We start from the raw sequence: 15,161 nt of genomic DNA, 5'->3' as shown, positions 1-15,161 counted from the left end.
TTCCTCCAACGGGAGCGGTTCTGGCCGGGGCTCTCTACCTTGCTATTCGGTTAATTACCTGAAAAAGGTCACCTGGCCAGGGTGAAAGTAATAACCGCAAGCAGCCGCCGTGTTGGAACCAAAACTGGTATAAAATTCATGTTTTCCAGATTGTGCGGTGATGGCCAGTCGAACAGACGACGCTTGATGGGTATCGGCCGGACGGACCGCCGTATCAAGCTGAGTACGTGGCATTCACGTCTCGTCATCCGTTCACGACTGACGCTTACGAACTTGGGTATCTGGTAGGGATGCGTGAAGATAAGACCTTGCAGCAGTCGTCGTGGGCGAACGTGGCTGCTCCGGTGGGATTTCTTGACAATGATTTTCGCGACCCCGATCTGGACCGGTATCTCGAACGGGTTGACCGGTATCACCCGGACGTTGCTGTGGTCGGTGACGCAACCACGTATGATGAAGCCGAACGCTATCAACAGGCCGCGAACAACATCAGAGACATATATAGCGAGGTAGAACCTGTTATCGTGCCCAAGTGCCGGGATGCACTCGAGGCCATCGAACAAGACACCGTAATCGGCTGGCCGAACGGGTATGCGAACATCGATCCACTCGACTACTCCTCCATCCGGGACTGGCGCGGTCGCCGTGTCCACATCCTTGGTGGGTCACCCACCGATCAGTACGACATCGTCCAACTCCTGACCCAACCCACGCTCACTAACGACGACCCTGCAGATATCATCGGCCTCGACGGCAACGGCGTGCTGAAAGCAGCGTACTTCGGGGAGTACTGGACACCCACCGGGTACGAACGCGCTGACCACCTATCCATCCGCGACACCGTCCGCCGGTCACTCGAAGAGATGAAGGAGTTCTGGGAAGGCCACGGCATCTGGCCGGACGAAGAACCGATCGATCGGTACGGTCCGGCCGTGAAAGAACCGGACGAACCGATCTGGATGGACGACGGTGGTGACCCCCTTGTTTCTCGTGGAGACCTCGAAGCCGCCTACATCGGCGAATACGAGCAGGGAACGATGGCATTCCAGTCAGAAGCAGCCAAGAAGTACATCGAGTTCCACGAAGGCTGGCGTTAGGCGTTGTCCGGGAACCACATGGTGATCTCGCGCTGTGCTGCCTGTGGACTATCTGCGGTGTGCACCAGATTGTACAGTGCACGGTTCTCCGCATCCGCCTGTTCCAGCGTATCCTGGCCGAGATCGCCGCGGATCGTCCCATCCTCGGCGTTCACGGGTTCGGTCTCGCCGGCGATGGTCCGTGCAGTCGTAACAGCGTTCTCACCCTGTAGGATGGCGGCGACCACCGGGTTCTCCGCGAGAAAGGCCACCAATCCGGGATAGAAGTCCTTGCCCCGGTGTTCCTCATAATGCTCCTCAACAAGGGTGGTGGATGGATGCTGGAGCTCGAGGGCCGCGATCGAGAGGCCAGCTGCTTCGAACCGGTGGAGGACGTCGCCGACAAGGTTGCGGTCGACGGCGTCCGGCTTCACCAGCACGAGCGTTTCCTCCACACCTCCCGGCATTACCTGTTGATACGCGGTAGAACTCCGAGACTCTTTCGCCGGTACTCTGGATTGAGAAGAAGGTAGAGGTGGGAATGCAGTTTCTTAGGCTGCATCCGCGAACGCTTCGTACTGATCCTCGCACCGTTTCTTCATTCCGGCAGTCCAGGCCCGCAGCTCTGCGTCGTGGTAGTTATGTCGGGAGGCGGTTTCTGGGGATGGCCATCCGTGCTTTCCGGCATCGTGGGCGGCTTCGATGTTGCCTTTCTGCGTCATCGTTAGTCACCGCCGAGTGCGTAGGAGACGCGGCCGTTGGGTTCTGTCTGTTTGTGGAAGTCCTGTTCCATCGTGTCGACGACACGCTGTAGATGCAGCGGGAGATCGTCGTAGTTGAGTCGTGTTCGGTCCATGGTGTGTCACTTGTTTATGTCAGTTACCATACTGGTATAAATACTTTAGCATACATACATAGTTCATGGAATTAACCTGCCAGCGATGTAGTCACACCTGGAACTACACAGGAGCGAAACAGCCACCGGCCTATACAAGCTGCCCAAGCTGTCTCACCCGTGTTAAGCTACGGACCTAACACATCTCCATTGGGGAGGGGAAAATCGTACCATGAATTCAGACCAGCAGAAGCTACACGACTGCGCTACACCACTCAAACCTGTTCTCGGCGGCCTCGTCGGGATGAACTCGTTCTCAGCCTATGATCGTGTGCCCACCTTTCTGAGGCATGCCTCTGAGGAGCCGGGGGTGTTCATCTGCACCGCGTGCAACCCGCCTGTGTACTACCGGAACAAGATGACCGCGTTGAACGATGATGAGCACGCGAAAGACCCGGTCTGGCTCAAACGCTACCACATGTGGAACGACGACGTGGAAGATCCGTGGGTGTGGCAGTGGCTCACCGCCGAGCAACGCGAGAAGGGGTTACGGCCGGCCAACCACCACGACTAGCTGGGACAGGGGGACGACACACCACGGTAGATAACTTATTTAAACCAATTCTGTCGAACACTGGTACAGGCAGACACCCCGCTATCGATCTGCCCCAGTCCTCGGTGATACTGACATCCCCACAGCCCTCCTCTCAACAGACCGCGGCCGTATCGCCGCCGGCATCCTGCTCATCGGCGTACTCGCCGTCCTCGGCGGAGCAGGGCTGTTCTCCTTTTCCGCCCTCCAGGCCGACGACCCTTCACTTATCTCCTACTGTGGCACCCCGGACTTCTTCGACCAGTTCGAGGAGAACGAAGGATACCGGCCCATCGCCCAGTGCGACAACATCCATATCGGCGACTACCGGATTGACACGCGCAAAACCAGTTCAGGATACGTGGATCCAAATGGGAATTTCCGGCGATCCTGTGGTGGAGCGGTGACCGTGTACGAAGTTGATGAAGACGGGAATTTAAACAGGCTCGTTGAGACGGAGACGCGAGGAATCGGTGACCACGATAAGATAGAGGTAGGCGACCTCACAATCCGCCCCTTGACACAGGGGAGGTACACAACCACCTGTTGGTGGGTGGCAACCGAGTACGAGGTTGACCGGGATGAACAGGTCGAATTCTCCGCTACCGGCGACTCAGACGTGACCCGTGGAGAAGACGCCACCATCACCATCGACATCACAAACGGGTATGATTCCCCAGTAGTCGGCTCAGTCACCGCCGAGTTCTGTGCTCCAGGACCGTTCGGCCGCAGCAGCTGTATCACCGAACAACAAGACGTGACCCTGGACGGAGCAGAGCAGACCAGTGTCCTGTTCACCGTGAATACGAGCCGCGTATTCGGGAACGTCACCGTCACCCCCGCCATGACCGGGACCGTTGACGGACCGACCGGGTGGACAGGCGTGAACTGGGATTGCGACCGTGACAGTGTGATCGAGCGGATCGATGACTGTACCGAGGTCGATCTCGGGACGGCTGAGGGCGACTCGATCCAGGCCCAGGTCGGAGAACCAGAACCTGAGGTGCCGGGAAACACGGAGCTTGACCGGCGGGTGATTGGTGCGTTCATCGGGCTGTGGAACTGGCTGACCACCCTGTTGTAATCGTGATACTATGAAACGTGCAACCACACTCCTACTGATAAGCCTCTTTTTCTCAGTCGCTTCCGGCGCAGCGGCACCCGAAACACCACGAGACGTCAATCCCGGAGTGATCGGGCCAGACCATCCCCTGTACAGCATCGACCTCGCGGTTGATGACACCCTCCAACGGATCGGGGTGAAACCGCCGGGAGAGATCGCACACGAACGTGCGTCCGAGGCATTCGTCGCTGCAGAAGCGAATCTGACGGAGGCGCGTGATCGGGCGCTCACGGCGTTGAACCGGACGGTTGGACAGGCGAATGGTCTTCGGGATGGGACCGGACTGGAGAACGCACAGGCGCTTCTCACCGAGCTGCAGGAGACCGCTCCGGCTGAGGCACAGGACGGGCTGCAGGACGCACTTGATGCCGTGAGCGAGGCCAAAAACCGGTTCCCAACCGACCTGGGGCCGTCAGGTCCGACGGAGGTGCCCGAATGATGGCACGCAAAGGCCGGCCGCGCTATCCGCGAGACTTGGTGGGGCGCACCATCACGGTCAGGGATTCTGATGGACGGAAACTTACCCTCACGTACGCCCGGTTCTTCCGGATTGGTGGCGCCGCGGCCAAGAGAGAGGTACAGCGCGAAGGCGAACGGATGAAAGACCGTCGAGAAATACATCGCTATCGGACCCGCGACTACCGGTTATTTGTACCAACCACCCCGGACGGGCGGTTAAAGAAACGGAAGGTCTGGGCGTTGTACACGCAGTGACGCCCTCTTTGTGGTGTATACGGTGGTTGCGGTGAAGTTGTCGATGGCACGGCCGTTCCTTGAGTCAGGGATTGGCGGCGTCCTCCTGTCCAAGGTGTTGTCCTTCCTGGACTATCCATACGCAGGCTGGGTACTCGGCGTGGCGAGCCTCCTGTTGGTCATAGCGATGCTGATTGTGGCCGTGGCCGAGTACCAGGGCCGCCAGGAGCAACGCGGGTATCGGGAACGCACACGGCAGCTCGTGAATCCGGCTGGCGTCCCTACCTGACTGAACTTATATAAACCAATTCGGACTGGAATACTACTATGGCGGTGGTGGACGCTGAATCGGTCCCGGATCACGTCCCATCCGTACGCGTTCTCGAGGAGGTCTTGTTTCTCCAGTTCTCCCATCACGCAGATGAGCGGGTGCGGCAGCGGGCCGGGTTTTCGTTCCCCGTCGTCGAAGACATGGTGCTCCAGCCCTACGGCCGCATCTTCTACGATACCTACGGTGAGGTGTTCGTGGTGTTTGCCCCGGAGCCGGCCGCCGAGACCGACAAGCCGCGAGCAGTTGTGGTCGCGGTCGAGGGGATGACGGCGACGGTAATCACGGCCCACAGTGTTGATGATCCGCAACAGTACGATGTCCGAGAGCGGTATGTGTTCCTCGGGGACTACACATGAAAACTGGTGTGCATCTTCTTCGTGCTGGGCGTTGAGCATACAGGAGACGATGGAGCTCGGGACCGCCACGTACCGTGATAGCCGCCTCCTGGTTCCAGCGGCCGTATTCGACGCAGAAATTTTTGTGCGAGGCGGGGTGGTCCAGTTCGGAACGCATCCGGCGTACGACGGGATCGTGCTGACAGCAGCTGGCTACCCGTTGATCGCATCAGGTGATGCACACTGGATTGGCTCAAGCAGCATCAACGAGGACGTGCTGGCACTGCCGCAGAACTATTTCAGGGTGGGGGATGGTGACCCGTTCACCCTGACAGACGGGATGGAACTCGTGTTCGTGCAGCCGGAGGCGTTAGTGGGGCGACGCCAGTGCGTGCTGTATCCTGCCGAAGACTCCGGGTAGGCTGGTAGCTGGCTCGGAGAATGGTCGGTCTCTTTCGTGTCTAGTCAGTACAATCATGTACCGAGGCACCTTGCGGTTGTGGTGATGACACTATCACGGGATGCTCGTGTATCGCCTCGGCACGTCGCTGAGGGACTTCTCCTGCTCTCGATTCCTGTGATCCTTGCTTCGATCTACTACTGGACCTCGCTATCCTTCCAGAACGGGTTGGCGCTTGACCACACCGCTCCCCGCTGGTACGCGTTCTGGACGAATTCGCTGGTGCACGATCATCGGCCTGGTGACGGCCACCTCCTGAACAACATCGGGATCTATCTCATCTTGATCATCCCATGCTGGCTGCTATACCGTGTCCGGAACGTAGAACGGCGATTCTGGACCGGACTCCTCCTCATGTTAACGGTCGGCCCACTGATCGTGAGTGGGAGTAGTTACATCGCATACAACGAGATTGTGGGATTGAGCATACAGAACGATCGCGGCTTCTCCGGTGTGGTCGGCGCGATCGATGGATTCCTCCTTGTGTCGGTCCTACAGACGATTGCTGATGAGCAGGAGGAGCCAATTGCAATGCTCTCACTGGGGTTGTTCTTCGGATATATCTTTGCGTGGTTAGGTGCCACAACCTCTCGAATAGGAGCGCTGGCCCTTGGTGTCGGTATCTGGGTGGTGACGTACGCCAGTACGTTCACGGAATACGTAGCTGCGCCCGGTCAACTGTCACAGTGGGCCGAGAATAACTTCATGCTGAGTGTCCTCCTTGTCTGTGCCGCGTTTGTCAGTGTCCATGGGTTTGCGATCGCGCTCCCCCCGGAAATCGTGAGTAGCTCCGGTGGACTCATCAACATCGTCAGTCACGGAGCCGGGATCTTGTTCGGGATGGCCACGCACATTGGCGTCCGGTACATAGATCTCACAGATGTAGAATCACCGGTCATGACATAGCCACACGCTGGCGATCAGATTCGGCATCGAGAGTTATACGTCAGTGAGGTAAAACAAGGGTATATATCTCCCCGCTGTATCGTTCAGAAAAATATGGTGTCGGAAACCCAACTCGGTGAGCACATCGTCGGTGCCTACCACAAACTCATCACCGACTGCGAAATCGTCAGTTACAACCAGCGGTCAAAAACGCAAGGTGAGCAGACGGAGATCGACGTCATCGGTATCAATTCCACTAATGGGGAGCAGGTTATCTACGCCTGTGAGGTTATCACTCACCTTCATGGTACGATTTATCCAGGCACACCATCCACAAATCGGTGGAAAGAGTTCGGCAACGAGGGCTACCAGTTCACGCTGGAGAAGCTCTGGAAGAAGTTTGAAGCCGATCACAAGTACGTTACAGAGATCTTCGATGACGCCGACGAGTATATCTTCCAGCTTTGGGCGCCGATCATCCCCCAGGGATATCTGACGGATGGGCTTGCTCGGCTCGCCCAGGATTTTGAAGACGAGAACGATCACACGATTGAATTAGTGATTAACGAGGGATACACGGAGCGCGTGACGGAACTCCGTGAGCTTGCTGGAGAAGAGAAGAAGGATTACGGGGAGCCAGCGTTCCGGTTCCTACAGATTCTTGAGCACCTCCGTTAATCCAGATGTCGAATACCGTACGATCCAACACGAAATACGGGACAGCGAATAGCCTCCTGTAACTCCAGATTCGCTGGGACTCGACCACAGCCAACTCATATAAACCAAGGATTCATATCCAGGAATTCCTATTCAAGAGCATGGCTGGCAACACCCCGGAAAATCACCCTGTTGCCCAAAATGAGGAGAAACACACGGTATATCTGGCGGGACCTATCAGCGACGGCCCGAACCCCTTCGAGTGGCACGAGAAGATACAGTCGACGTGGCCGGAGATATCGTGGATTAACCCGTTTGAACAGCACGGCCACTCGCAAGTAAAAGCACGAGAACACGTCGAGGAGATCATTGCCAGGGATCTTGAGATGGTCAAGGCTTCAGACGCCGTTCTCCTTCGGCGGATTGGCCATCGGAACCTTGCCGGGGCCTCTATTGAAGCCTACGTAGCAACAGAGCATGATATCCCGGTAATCATTTGGAACGACACGGAGGAATCTGTCCCTCTCTTCCTTGAAGGGCACTCACGAGCAGTATACGAGAGTCTTGAAGAAGCGGTAAACAACATATTTAACCTCCTCTCAGTGAGACGAATCTGACGTTGTGTCTACCAATCAAGTCTCCCTGCTGAACTTCAATGTCTTTGACATACTGGTCAATCTCATCCCGGGTTTGTTTTTCACGTCGATACTCCTCCACGTACTTGACTTGGGAATGAGCACGGAGACACTCAACAGTCTCACCTTTTTCTTCGCATTCCTTGTTGTAAGCTACGTTTTCGGGCATCTGATCCAACACTTATCCAGTCGCTTATACAAGTGGATATTTGGGTTCCCGACGGACTTGGAAAACAAACTGCAGGACGAGGGTGTGGCTGAACTCCGTCAGAAGTATCTCCAAACCGAGGTAAATAGCGAATGTGAGGCCGTTGAGTTTGATGATACTGATCTTGATTCCTGGGTGGCAACGCTCTCTGAGGATCCTGGGTTTCAATCGCTGGAAGCAAAACTGATCTATCTCCTTGAGGCACAATTTCGGATGCAACAGACAGTATCCAGTATCGGTGAAGACCAAGCGGGAGAGGTATTTCAGATCACATTTGCATACGTGGTGAATCAGGGCGTGAGTCAGAGGGTTGACCGCTTCTTTGCTATTGCGAACTTATTCCGGAGCCTTGCATTCTTCTCTGTAGGGCTCGGGATCGTGGCAGCTCCCTTGATATGGATAAACGGCAACGAATTTTCGATTTATGGGTGGTCAGGCGTACTCCTTACCGTCGACACCATCCCGATGCAACTCTGGGACAACGCAGTATTCATATTCGGGCTCTTCGCGACCGGACTCATCTCGCACTATATACACCGGCAGTACCGAGTAAACCTGGTCAGGGCATTAGTAGCCGATTTCGTATCTAACTACTATCCTCCGAAGAATGCCTAGACAAGTGGGTCGGATCCTCACCTCATCGACGGAGATGTCTTCTTGAGAGCGTTGAGTCAGGGGTATGGAGCAGATTCTATTCTTTCGCATTGTATTTGCTGATGCGAACCTATATACGAGAATCTCGGTACAGACGGACCACTACACGGAGAAAGACCCGGACGAGGCCCAGAGGATTGTTGGAACTGGTGAATAGGGACCAGGAGAGAATACACAGCGAGATGGAGAGGGTCTTTTTCAGGGACTATTCCAGCACGTACGGAGGTGCCTCATCAGTTGCGTACCACAGTTGCCCGTCGTTATCCACCAATCCATCACTCTTCATGGACCAGAGCATATCTCGGATGTGTTGCCGTTCGTCGGTCCATCCGTCTTCTTCTTGGTAATCGTCAAAGGGCGTTCCTTCAAGCTCGGTTGCGACCCGATGAACGACACGGAGCGCTGACTCAGGTGACTCTTGCAGTGCTGCGATGACATAGCGCTGTTCGTTGGTCAGATCTAGGTCTGACGGGTCGTTCTCCTCGTCGTCCGTCACAGTCAGTTCTGCTTCGTCCTCTATCCCGTCGATTAGGGATCTAATCTGAGGCAGTTCGGTCTCGTCGGCCACGATGGTTACTTCTACTCTCATAGCGTCTCCAGTCCCTACAACAACCCCCGCCGTAATAACTGTGTCGCACGATAACTACAGTGGCTCACTGTTCCAACACTGTAGGAGACAGCAACATTAGTCGCGATATTCTATAGTCAGTGTGCGGCAAGCACGTCCATCAGATCGATATCGTTCTCCTCAAGGTAGGTTTCGAGCGGTTGCGGCTCACGATCGAACACCGTCTGGGTATAGTGGTCGGTCGTCTTCCCGTCGGCGTGGCCGGACCGGCGCTGCACCCAATCCTTCTCGTGGTCGTCACTGTGGACGAGGTGGGTGATCCGCATGTGCCGGAAGCTGTGCGGCGTCACCCGGTGGACGCCAATCTTGTTGCAGTATTTTCGTAAGTAGTGGTTCTCGAGTTGCGCGTAGTACTCCGGGAAGAACACCTCGGTCCATTCGACGTCGTTCTCATCCATCCACGTCCCGACGGGCGTATCCTCCAAGATTAGGGTAGGGTATTTCGACAGGAACTCCACGGTCCGACTCTGCTTGCTCTTACTGCTGCGATTTTCACCCTGTCCCGGCAGGTGCTGTGTCCGCAGGATGTTGATCGCCCCGTAAGTTCCGTAGTCCGGGCGCAGATGCTTGCGGCCGTGGCGTTTCAACTCGCCGATGCGGAACCCGCCAGCATACAGCAGGTAATAGAAGCGGGCGCGGGCAGGTGCGGCTGCTTCCAGCAATCGGACCAGCTCGTCGGCGTGGAGATGGTGTTCCTGGATGCGCTTGATCTGGCGATCGTCCCGGTTCCGGGCCTTCTCTTTCTTCGAGAGTTCCAGGTTCGCGAGCACCGCGTTCTTCTTGATCTGGAGGGCGGTGTAGGCTTCATCAGAGACCTCGTTCTTCTCGTATTCTTCGTAGAGGAACTGGATGAACTGGCGGACGGCGGTCAGCTGTTCGGATGTCTCGATCTCCTTGTTGAGTTTGCCGATGAGCTCGGTCTGGTCGCTGTCGCGGAGCTGGAAGGATGGGAAGTGGCGGATGCGTTGCCAGTAGGTGGTGGCGGTGCTTGCGCTGTTCCCGGAGTCTTGGCACCATTGCTTGAAGAGGGGTTCGAGGTCGTCGATATCCGCGAGTGTGTTGCCGTCGATCAGGTATCACCTGTCTTTCCGGAACGTGGACCGTGGTGTGTTTGCGGGATCGATGCGTGGCTGGTCGTAGTCAGCATTGAATGCGAAGCCGACCGGATCCTCCACCTGTACTTCTTTGCAGGCGGCATCACAGGTCTCGGTGACTTCAAGATGGCCGTCTCCTCGTTCGGTGATGGCCTGACACTGCCAGAACGCTTTCTCGTCGTCGACGTACACCTTGTTCATCGCGCCGTGGTCCCGGCAAGCCGGTTTACGGTTGTGCCGTGGCCCTTGGATAATGACGTTGGAGAAATCTTGGTTGTCGTCGTCGGGGTCGGTGTAGTCAGTCTGCACTGGTATCTCCCTCTGCGCCAGTTTTGCGCTCGTATTCTCCTGACTCGAGCAGCTCCGTCCCACTGGCGCTGTAATGGAACCAAAGCAAAGTGTTGACCGTTGACTCAACCATTGGCCTAATCATGAGCACCACCATCATTGCGTACGAACCCTACAGTTTCCACAGTATCCACCCTGCCAAAGCCAGTACTGCGAGTATGAACAACCCCTCCTGCGTGGTTTCAATCGTGATCATTGGCTATCCCTTTCCGTTTTCTGGACGGGTTCTGGTGTTTCTTCCTGCGATCCGGACCTGCAGCCTGTGAATAGCAAAATGAACCAGACGATCAACGCTTCTGGATGCCCCGTGAATAGCCCTGCAATTGAGACAGCTGCTAAGGCCAAGATGTACACAATGCAGAAGATTACTTATCACCCTCTTTCCGAACGCAATCTGGTCGTGTGAGTCGTTCTGTCACCCAAAATAAGAAGACAACCAGTGGTACTGCTAACAATAGACTGAGTGCCGCACCAAGCAAGATGACGAACGGGTTATTCACCGCTACCATCCTCTTTCTGGACGAACTCATCTTTCAACGTGTTATAGATCAGAACGACGGATGAGCCAACCGCACCGGCTGCCATCAACCCCTGAAGGCCTGAGTGACCCATCAACCCGACCGTAACAACTCCGGCCAACGGTCCCAACATCGCTGCCACGCCGATGAGGAATGAACTTTCAGCGATCTCTCCTACGATGCTACTCAGGGCTATCACTCTCTTTCTGAACGTATTCTGGTTTGTCTCGGTCGTTCAGTACGTCTTCCCTGGCATCGAATACGCGCTCAACGAACTCACTTAATGCGATGTGGCGGCCAATAGCCATGCCTCCACGGATCTCATATTCATCGCATAGCCGGTTCGCTGTCCGCGCAATCAGTTTTCTGTCTTCATCCACTATGCTCACCCTGCGTTTTCTGTTGCGAATCTTCGGAACTACTGAGGTGCTGAGCAATGGCGAGACATTCTTTGCCTTGATCGTCGCGCTCAAATCCGGAGATACACTTCCGATGAATGAAAGAACGTGACCGGGTTCCTCGCTTCAACCTATTGCGCCCAAGGATTGTGGTATTGCGCTTGAAATCGCCAATGAGGATCTGAACGGTTTTCTCGTCTTCATCGATATTACCACCGCACACATCGCAATTCGGAATCCATGTCACTTCGCATCACCCTCAGTGTTCGTTTGCAAACGTACGTCGACATGTTCAGGAACCAGATACGCTAACACGATCAGGACCTGGAACACCATCGCAGCGGTATACCCGCCCATAGCATCGATGATTGCACCGAGGAGCGTGTCGTTCCAGCCCGTGAACATCTCGTGCGCCAACCACAGCGGGAACAGCTGCATCGTCGGTCTCTGAATTATCCGCTTACATGCCTGGATCCAGTCAAAGTTGTCGTCTACAGTTATTCTTCTAATTGCTATCACCGTCTATGTCGTCCAGGTCCGGTTTCTGAACAACGACGCGGACCGTCTCTCCATATCGCCAATCTCCTGCCTGTTCCTTATCCGCTGGCAGGGTAATCACGTGCCGATTTAAGCCGAAAAGACGGAACGTGGCCCAGTGCAGCAGGTTTTTGAGAAAGCTGGAACTCTTCCGGTTCAACCAGATCCCGAGCTTTCCGTCGATCGGAGTTTCGTTGTGCTCGACCTCGCCCTCGAATACGATCTCCTCCATCGCTATCACGCTTCGTCGTCCTTCTCTCCGTATTCCTTTGCGAGCTCGTGAGTGACGCCGAGACTGCCGAAGAGCCCTAACACACCCATCCCGCCAACCAGTAAGTCTCCTGTTTCAAGTCCAGCGGTGATTAGACCGCCAGAGAAAAAGTAGACGAAACCGCTCGTCAATGATACTGCGAAAAATTCTGCATAGTCTGCCAATGCTGTCACCTTCTATTTGTTTTAAGATTCTTACAATATTAAATAAGTTTCATTTGAGGGACTAATGCGAAACGCCCCGAAGAACCATCGAGTGTCCAGTATTCCTGTGAATCAGGTGGTCTGTGGCCGCTATCGCTTTTGTTGCACATACAACAATTGTTGTACGCCCAACAACTTATTTAAACGAATTTTCCCCATCCCTCTTCAGCACTATGTCTACAGAAACCGAACCACCAGAAGCAGATTTCTCGGAACTCGACCGATCGGACAGTCTCCGGGAAACCTACCACGCGTTGTGGCCATATCTCCACGAACAAGGTAGGGTATTGCAGTCCGATTTAGCAGCAGAAACCGCTGACCGGCAAACCAACTACTCGGAAGCCAGTCTCCGGAAAACAATCCTTCCACAGATCGCTGACGTGCTTGTAGCTGAAGATATAATAGAAGTACAGGTGCCAGAAGAGCGACGGAAACAGCGACAGAAGATGGTGTACTGGGAACTCCTCGACCAAGCACAACAGGGTGGCTACGGTGACTGATGTCCTCCTTCGAGTCTTCATTATCCTGAGTGCCGTACTCGCACTAGGGGTAGCGCTCGGCCTGTACTGGCGGGACGCCCGTCGACGACTGCACCAGCTATTCGCTGGGCGTCATGACCGGGATGAACAACGAGGTGGCTCCAGTGGTCGGTGATACGTACACGTTGAACCCGCCGAAGACGTGCCGGTTCTGCGGCGAAGCGATGCCGACGAAGACAACGAACTACGAGAACGACCGCGTGGATTTGGACAAGACACTCGTCCACTTCCGGAAGAACCCGGCGTGCCAGCGCCGCCTCATTCAGGGAGAGACAGAGTGAACGATACTACTCGCGCCTTCCTCTTTTCCTTTGCCACCCTCATCGGCGTCGTATTCCTTGCAATGGTCGTGGACCACCTGCTCCCCTGGAACCTCGGTGTCGGCCTACTTTTGCTGTCGCTTTAACTGTCGTCCTCACCGAACATATCCTGGGCCATCTCCTGGAGGCTCGTGTCTTTGTCCGCCCACCGCTCATCACGCGGAATCACATAGTTGACCAGTTTCTTCCGCCGCTCCACCACTGTAGGATAGCGAGATAACCCGAATATCCGGTCCAGATCGTTGAAGGAATCGGCCTCCTGATAGGCGTACGCAATGTACCGATCTGGTGCAGTTGGGTTGCAGAAAATCGGGGTGATGCCTCGTGCAGTGCAGTACTCGATGACCTCAATCCGGGCCTCGGTGGCCCACTCATAACATTCGTATCCCTCGAACTCACCGAAATCGAAGTTCCCGTCAGAGATGGCCTTCCGTCTGGTCCGATACGCGACAACAACTGCCCAGGTCTGGTCCTCTTTGAGAATGAGATCGATCTCGTCTACCGGGACGGGGTGCCAGTCCCCGGGATAATACAGGCCAATACCGACACTGGTCCCCGCATCGTCTCCGACAATGAGCGTCGGCCAGCCCCTTTCCGTGGACGACTGAACCGTGATGTCGTCCATCCGGAATTCTATGATCGGGGTGGCAGAGACTTTGCGGCCAGCAGGATCCACCTCGTTTCCAAACGGGAGTGGGACAGCATCTTCGAACTTATCGGTCGGCATAGGCGAGAAAGGCAGCGTGATCTAAACAACCTTGTGACCACGGGTAAACCGCTCCCAACTATCTGTCCACCCTTCCCACCCCATATTATGCACGGGTCACCCTTCCAGTGCATACGAACTGTAGTCTCGGACAACAATGTATGCACTAAGGCATTTAGGTGCGTCCAGAGTATGCACTCTTCCGAAATAGTTTTAGTTCCGGGGCATAACCGCCACATTGCCTATGGCCCGAACCACCGTCTCAATCGACGACGATCTCATCGAACGCGCCAAAGACGCCGGTCTCAACGTATCACAGGTTTCACGCAGAGCGCTGAAAGAAACCCTGAACGCTCCCGCCCACCACCTGTTCAACACGAACGAACGCTATCTGCCCCATGGCCAGACCGGTGCGGGCGTCTACGGCCACGGCGTCGTCGCGACATTTGCCGACAGCAACAACCCGGACGACGTCGACAATTATGGCGGCCACATCGGGGAAATCGAGACCGCCGATAAGATCTACTCCTGGGAGAACGGCCACGGGCTCCGCGCCGTCGGTATCGCACTCGAAGACGGAAGCAGCGACCCGGTCCCCCTGGAACACCGATTGTTCCACTCCGCGTCCAGCGATGTCCACGAATTCCATGCTCCCGTCCACTGGGTTGCAGTGCTCGACCAGGCGGACGCCGTCACCACGGACGAGATCAAACGGGTTTCAGGTCGGCCAGTATTCGCGGGTGTCGCCCACCGTGAGATGAATGACAACGATTTCCCGGAGTTGCTGTGGGATATCGTGGTTGGCCGCGCAACGCGCTGATCAAGAGATCAGACTGCAAGAACCAACCATCCTTTATCATCCTTATCCGGTGACCTTTTGTTCTCGGTCACACATGGTCTGAGCGTTCCGTTTTCTCGCAGTCGCGGGTGTCTCTGTCGTTCCATCGAGATACGTCCGTGAGTAGAGCCCTCGAGGGTCGTTCATGCCGGTTGACGGTGCTCCCGCATGGCTGCGGGAGTAACGGACACCACCCAGACCCATGACAGCTGATGGAATCCCACCGATGGAACCGCTAGCACCACTTGTCGATCGCATGTGCCAGCTCGCCCGCGAA

At 55.6% G+C, this 15,161-nt stretch carries 23 protein-coding genes; 15 read left to right on the top strand and 8 right to left on the bottom strand.

Features of this window, described 5'->3' with window-relative positions; translation table 11 throughout:
- Positions 1-290 precede the first annotated feature (290 nt).
- Positions 291-1,097, top strand: a complete 807-nt coding sequence (locus HUG12_RS09865) for a DUF6610 family protein (RefSeq protein WP_218836296.1) — start codon at positions 291-293, stop codon at positions 1,095-1,097.
- On the opposite strand, the gene ndk is transcribed toward HUG12_RS09865, so the two are convergent.
- Entirely contained in the window at positions 1,094-1,531 is a 438-nt protein-coding gene (gene ndk, locus HUG12_RS09860; protein ID WP_218836295.1) for a nucleoside-diphosphate kinase, read from the bottom strand. The two genes, HUG12_RS09865 and ndk, sit on opposite strands and share 4 nt — an antisense overlap.
- Before the next feature lie 612 nt (positions 1,532-2,143).
- On the opposite strand from ndk, the gene HUG12_RS09855 reads away from it, so the two are divergent.
- The 10 genes from HUG12_RS09855 to HUG12_RS09810 all read left to right on the top strand — a co-directional run bounded on the left by HUG12_RS09855 (position 2,144) and on the right by HUG12_RS09810 (position 8,445).
- Complete coding sequence (locus HUG12_RS09855; RefSeq protein ID WP_179268595.1) at positions 2,144-2,485, top strand: hypothetical protein; 342 nt, start codon at positions 2,144-2,146, stop codon at positions 2,483-2,485.
- A gap of 421 nt (positions 2,486-2,906) precedes the next feature.
- The gene (locus HUG12_RS09850; RefSeq protein ID WP_179268594.1) at positions 2,907-3,587 is read left to right on the top strand and encodes a hypothetical protein; all 681 of its coding nucleotides are present in this window, start codon (positions 2,907-2,909) and stop codon (positions 3,585-3,587) included.
- A gap of 10 nt (positions 3,588-3,597) precedes the next feature.
- Positions 3,598-4,065: a hypothetical protein gene (locus HUG12_RS09845; protein WP_179268593.1), complete on the top strand. Its 468-nt coding sequence runs from the start codon at positions 3,598-3,600 to the stop codon at positions 4,063-4,065.
- 318 nt (positions 4,066-4,383) lie between these two features.
- On the top strand, positions 4,384-4,608 hold the full coding sequence (locus HUG12_RS09840) for a hypothetical protein (RefSeq protein WP_179268592.1): 225 nt from the start codon (positions 4,384-4,386) through the stop codon (positions 4,606-4,608).
- A 38-nt stretch (positions 4,609-4,646) separates the two neighbouring features.
- On the top strand, positions 4,647-5,006 hold the full coding sequence (locus HUG12_RS09835) for a hypothetical protein (protein WP_179268591.1): 360 nt from the start codon (positions 4,647-4,649) through the stop codon (positions 5,004-5,006).
- Between the two features lie 31 nt (positions 5,007-5,037).
- Positions 5,038-5,406 (top strand): hypothetical protein, encoded by a 369-nt coding sequence (locus HUG12_RS09830; protein ID WP_218836294.1) that lies wholly within the window; start codon positions 5,038-5,040, stop codon positions 5,404-5,406.
- A gap of 84 nt (positions 5,407-5,490) precedes the next feature.
- Positions 5,491-6,351 carry a hypothetical protein gene (locus HUG12_RS09825; protein ID WP_179268589.1) on the top strand — a complete coding sequence of 287 codons (861 nt, stop codon included), beginning with the start codon at positions 5,491-5,493 and terminating at the stop codon, positions 6,349-6,351.
- 93 nt (positions 6,352-6,444) lie between these two features.
- Positions 6,445-7,008, top strand: coding sequence for a hypothetical protein (locus HUG12_RS09820; protein ID WP_179268588.1), 564 nt, complete (start codon positions 6,445-6,447; stop codon positions 7,006-7,008).
- A gap of 140 nt (positions 7,009-7,148) precedes the next feature.
- On the top strand, positions 7,149-7,604 hold the full coding sequence (locus HUG12_RS09815) for a TIR domain-containing protein (protein WP_179268587.1): 456 nt from the start codon (positions 7,149-7,151) through the stop codon (positions 7,602-7,604).
- A 4-nt stretch (positions 7,605-7,608) separates the two neighbouring features.
- Positions 7,609-8,445 carry a hypothetical protein gene (locus HUG12_RS09810; RefSeq protein ID WP_179268586.1) on the top strand — a complete coding sequence of 279 codons (837 nt, stop codon included), beginning with the start codon at positions 7,609-7,611 and terminating at the stop codon, positions 8,443-8,445.
- Between the two features lie 244 nt (positions 8,446-8,689).
- Here HUG12_RS09810 and HUG12_RS09805 read toward each other — a convergent pair whose 3' ends face one another.
- Positions 8,690-9,052, bottom strand: coding sequence for a hypothetical protein (locus tag HUG12_RS09805; RefSeq protein ID WP_179268585.1), 363 nt, complete (start codon positions 9,050-9,052; stop codon positions 8,690-8,692).
- Between the two features lie 137 nt (positions 9,053-9,189).
- A complete protein-coding gene (locus HUG12_RS09800; protein WP_218836293.1) occupies positions 9,190-9,882 on the bottom strand; it encodes a site-specific integrase in 693 nt (230 codons plus the stop codon).
- Here HUG12_RS09800 and HUG12_RS09795 point away from each other — a divergent pair.
- Positions 9,802-10,611: a hypothetical protein gene (locus tag HUG12_RS09795; protein WP_218836292.1), complete on the top strand. Its 810-nt coding sequence runs from the start codon at positions 9,802-9,804 to the stop codon at positions 10,609-10,611. The genes HUG12_RS09800 and HUG12_RS09795 overlap by 81 nt on opposite strands.
- Before the next feature lie 643 nt (positions 10,612-11,254).
- On the opposite strand, the gene HUG12_RS09790 is transcribed toward HUG12_RS09795, so the two are convergent.
- The 4 genes from HUG12_RS09790 to HUG12_RS09775 all read right to left on the bottom strand — a co-directional run bounded on the left by HUG12_RS09790 (position 11,255) and on the right by HUG12_RS09775 (position 12,451).
- Positions 11,255-11,545: a hypothetical protein gene (locus HUG12_RS09790; RefSeq protein WP_179268582.1), complete on the bottom strand. Its 291-nt coding sequence runs from the start codon at positions 11,543-11,545 to the stop codon at positions 11,255-11,257.
- Positions 11,546-11,713: 168 nt separating this feature from the next.
- A complete protein-coding gene (locus HUG12_RS09785) occupies positions 11,714-11,908 on the bottom strand; it encodes a hypothetical protein (RefSeq protein ID WP_179268581.1) in 195 nt (64 codons plus the stop codon).
- 67 nt (positions 11,909-11,975) lie between these two features.
- Positions 11,976-12,248 carry a hypothetical protein gene (locus tag HUG12_RS09780; RefSeq protein ID WP_218836291.1) on the bottom strand — a complete coding sequence of 91 codons (273 nt, stop codon included), beginning with the start codon at positions 12,246-12,248 and terminating at the stop codon, positions 11,976-11,978.
- The gene (locus tag HUG12_RS09775; RefSeq protein WP_179268579.1) at positions 12,245-12,451 is read right to left on the bottom strand and encodes a hypothetical protein; all 207 of its coding nucleotides are present in this window, start codon (positions 12,449-12,451) and stop codon (positions 12,245-12,247) included. The genes HUG12_RS09780 and HUG12_RS09775 overlap by 4 nt, the downstream gene beginning before the upstream one ends.
- A gap of 203 nt (positions 12,452-12,654) precedes the next feature.
- On the opposite strand from HUG12_RS09775, the gene HUG12_RS09770 reads away from it, so the two are divergent.
- Both HUG12_RS09770 and HUG12_RS09765 read left to right on the top strand, forming a co-directional pair.
- On the top strand, positions 12,655-12,981 hold the full coding sequence (locus HUG12_RS09770) for a hypothetical protein (RefSeq protein WP_179268578.1): 327 nt from the start codon (positions 12,655-12,657) through the stop codon (positions 12,979-12,981).
- Positions 12,982-13,094: 113 nt separating this feature from the next.
- On the top strand, positions 13,095-13,301 hold the full coding sequence (locus HUG12_RS09765; RefSeq protein ID WP_218836290.1) for a hypothetical protein: 207 nt from the start codon (positions 13,095-13,097) through the stop codon (positions 13,299-13,301).
- A 121-nt stretch (positions 13,302-13,422) separates the two neighbouring features.
- Here the strand turns inward: HUG12_RS09765 and HUG12_RS09760 are convergent, their stop codons facing one another.
- Positions 13,423-14,067: a hypothetical protein gene (locus tag HUG12_RS09760; RefSeq protein WP_179268576.1), complete on the bottom strand. Its 645-nt coding sequence runs from the start codon at positions 14,065-14,067 to the stop codon at positions 13,423-13,425.
- A gap of 223 nt (positions 14,068-14,290) precedes the next feature.
- Between HUG12_RS09760 and HUG12_RS09755 the strand changes: the two genes are divergently transcribed.
- The gene (locus HUG12_RS09755) at positions 14,291-14,866 is read left to right on the top strand and encodes a type II toxin-antitoxin system CcdA family antitoxin (protein WP_179268575.1); all 576 of its coding nucleotides are present in this window, start codon (positions 14,291-14,293) and stop codon (positions 14,864-14,866) included.
- Positions 14,867-15,161: the final 295 nt, after the last annotated feature.

The sequence above is a fragment of the Halorarum salinum genome (assembly GCF_013402875.1).
GTDB lineage: Archaea > Halobacteriota > Halobacteria > Halobacteriales > Haloferacaceae > Halorarum > Halorarum salinum.
The sequence above is the reverse complement of the archived record's forward strand: the minus strand, read 5'-3'. Positions and strand labels throughout refer to the sequence as shown.

Excerpts from the sequence above, each read along its gene's own strand:
- HUG12_RS09865 (WP_218836296.1), top strand. The coding sequence starts at position 291 with ATGCGTGAAGATAAGACCTTGCAGCAGTCGTCGTGGGCGAACGTGGCT.
- HUG12_RS09855 (WP_179268595.1), top strand. The coding sequence starts at position 2,144 with ATGAATTCAGACCAGCAGAAGCTACACGACTGCGCTACACCACTCAAA.
- HUG12_RS09845 (WP_179268593.1), top strand. The coding sequence starts at position 3,598 with ATGAAACGTGCAACCACACTCCTACTGATAAGCCTCTTTTTCTCAGTC.
- HUG12_RS09840 (WP_179268592.1), top strand. The coding sequence starts at position 4,384 with ATGGCACGGCCGTTCCTTGAGTCAGGGATTGGCGGCGTCCTCCTGTCC.
- HUG12_RS09835 (WP_179268591.1), top strand. The coding sequence starts at position 4,647 with ATGGCGGTGGTGGACGCTGAATCGGTCCCGGATCACGTCCCATCCGTA.
- HUG12_RS09825 (WP_179268589.1), top strand. The coding sequence starts at position 5,491 with ATGACACTATCACGGGATGCTCGTGTATCGCCTCGGCACGTCGCTGAG.
- HUG12_RS09820 (WP_179268588.1), top strand. The coding sequence starts at position 6,445 with ATGGTGTCGGAAACCCAACTCGGTGAGCACATCGTCGGTGCCTACCAC.
- HUG12_RS09815 (WP_179268587.1), top strand. The coding sequence starts at position 7,149 with ATGGCTGGCAACACCCCGGAAAATCACCCTGTTGCCCAAAATGAGGAG.
- HUG12_RS09785 (WP_179268581.1), bottom strand. The coding sequence starts at position 11,908 with ATGCAGCTGTTCCCGCTGTGGTTGGCGCACGAGATGTTCACGGGCTGG.
- HUG12_RS09770 (WP_179268578.1), top strand. The coding sequence starts at position 12,655 with ATGTCTACAGAAACCGAACCACCAGAAGCAGATTTCTCGGAACTCGAC.
- HUG12_RS09765 (WP_218836290.1), top strand. The coding sequence starts at position 13,095 with ATGACCGGGATGAACAACGAGGTGGCTCCAGTGGTCGGTGATACGTAC.
- HUG12_RS09760 (WP_179268576.1), bottom strand. The coding sequence starts at position 14,067 with ATGCCGACCGATAAGTTCGAAGATGCTGTCCCACTCCCGTTTGGAAAC.
- HUG12_RS09755 (WP_179268575.1), top strand. The coding sequence starts at position 14,291 with ATGGCCCGAACCACCGTCTCAATCGACGACGATCTCATCGAACGCGCC.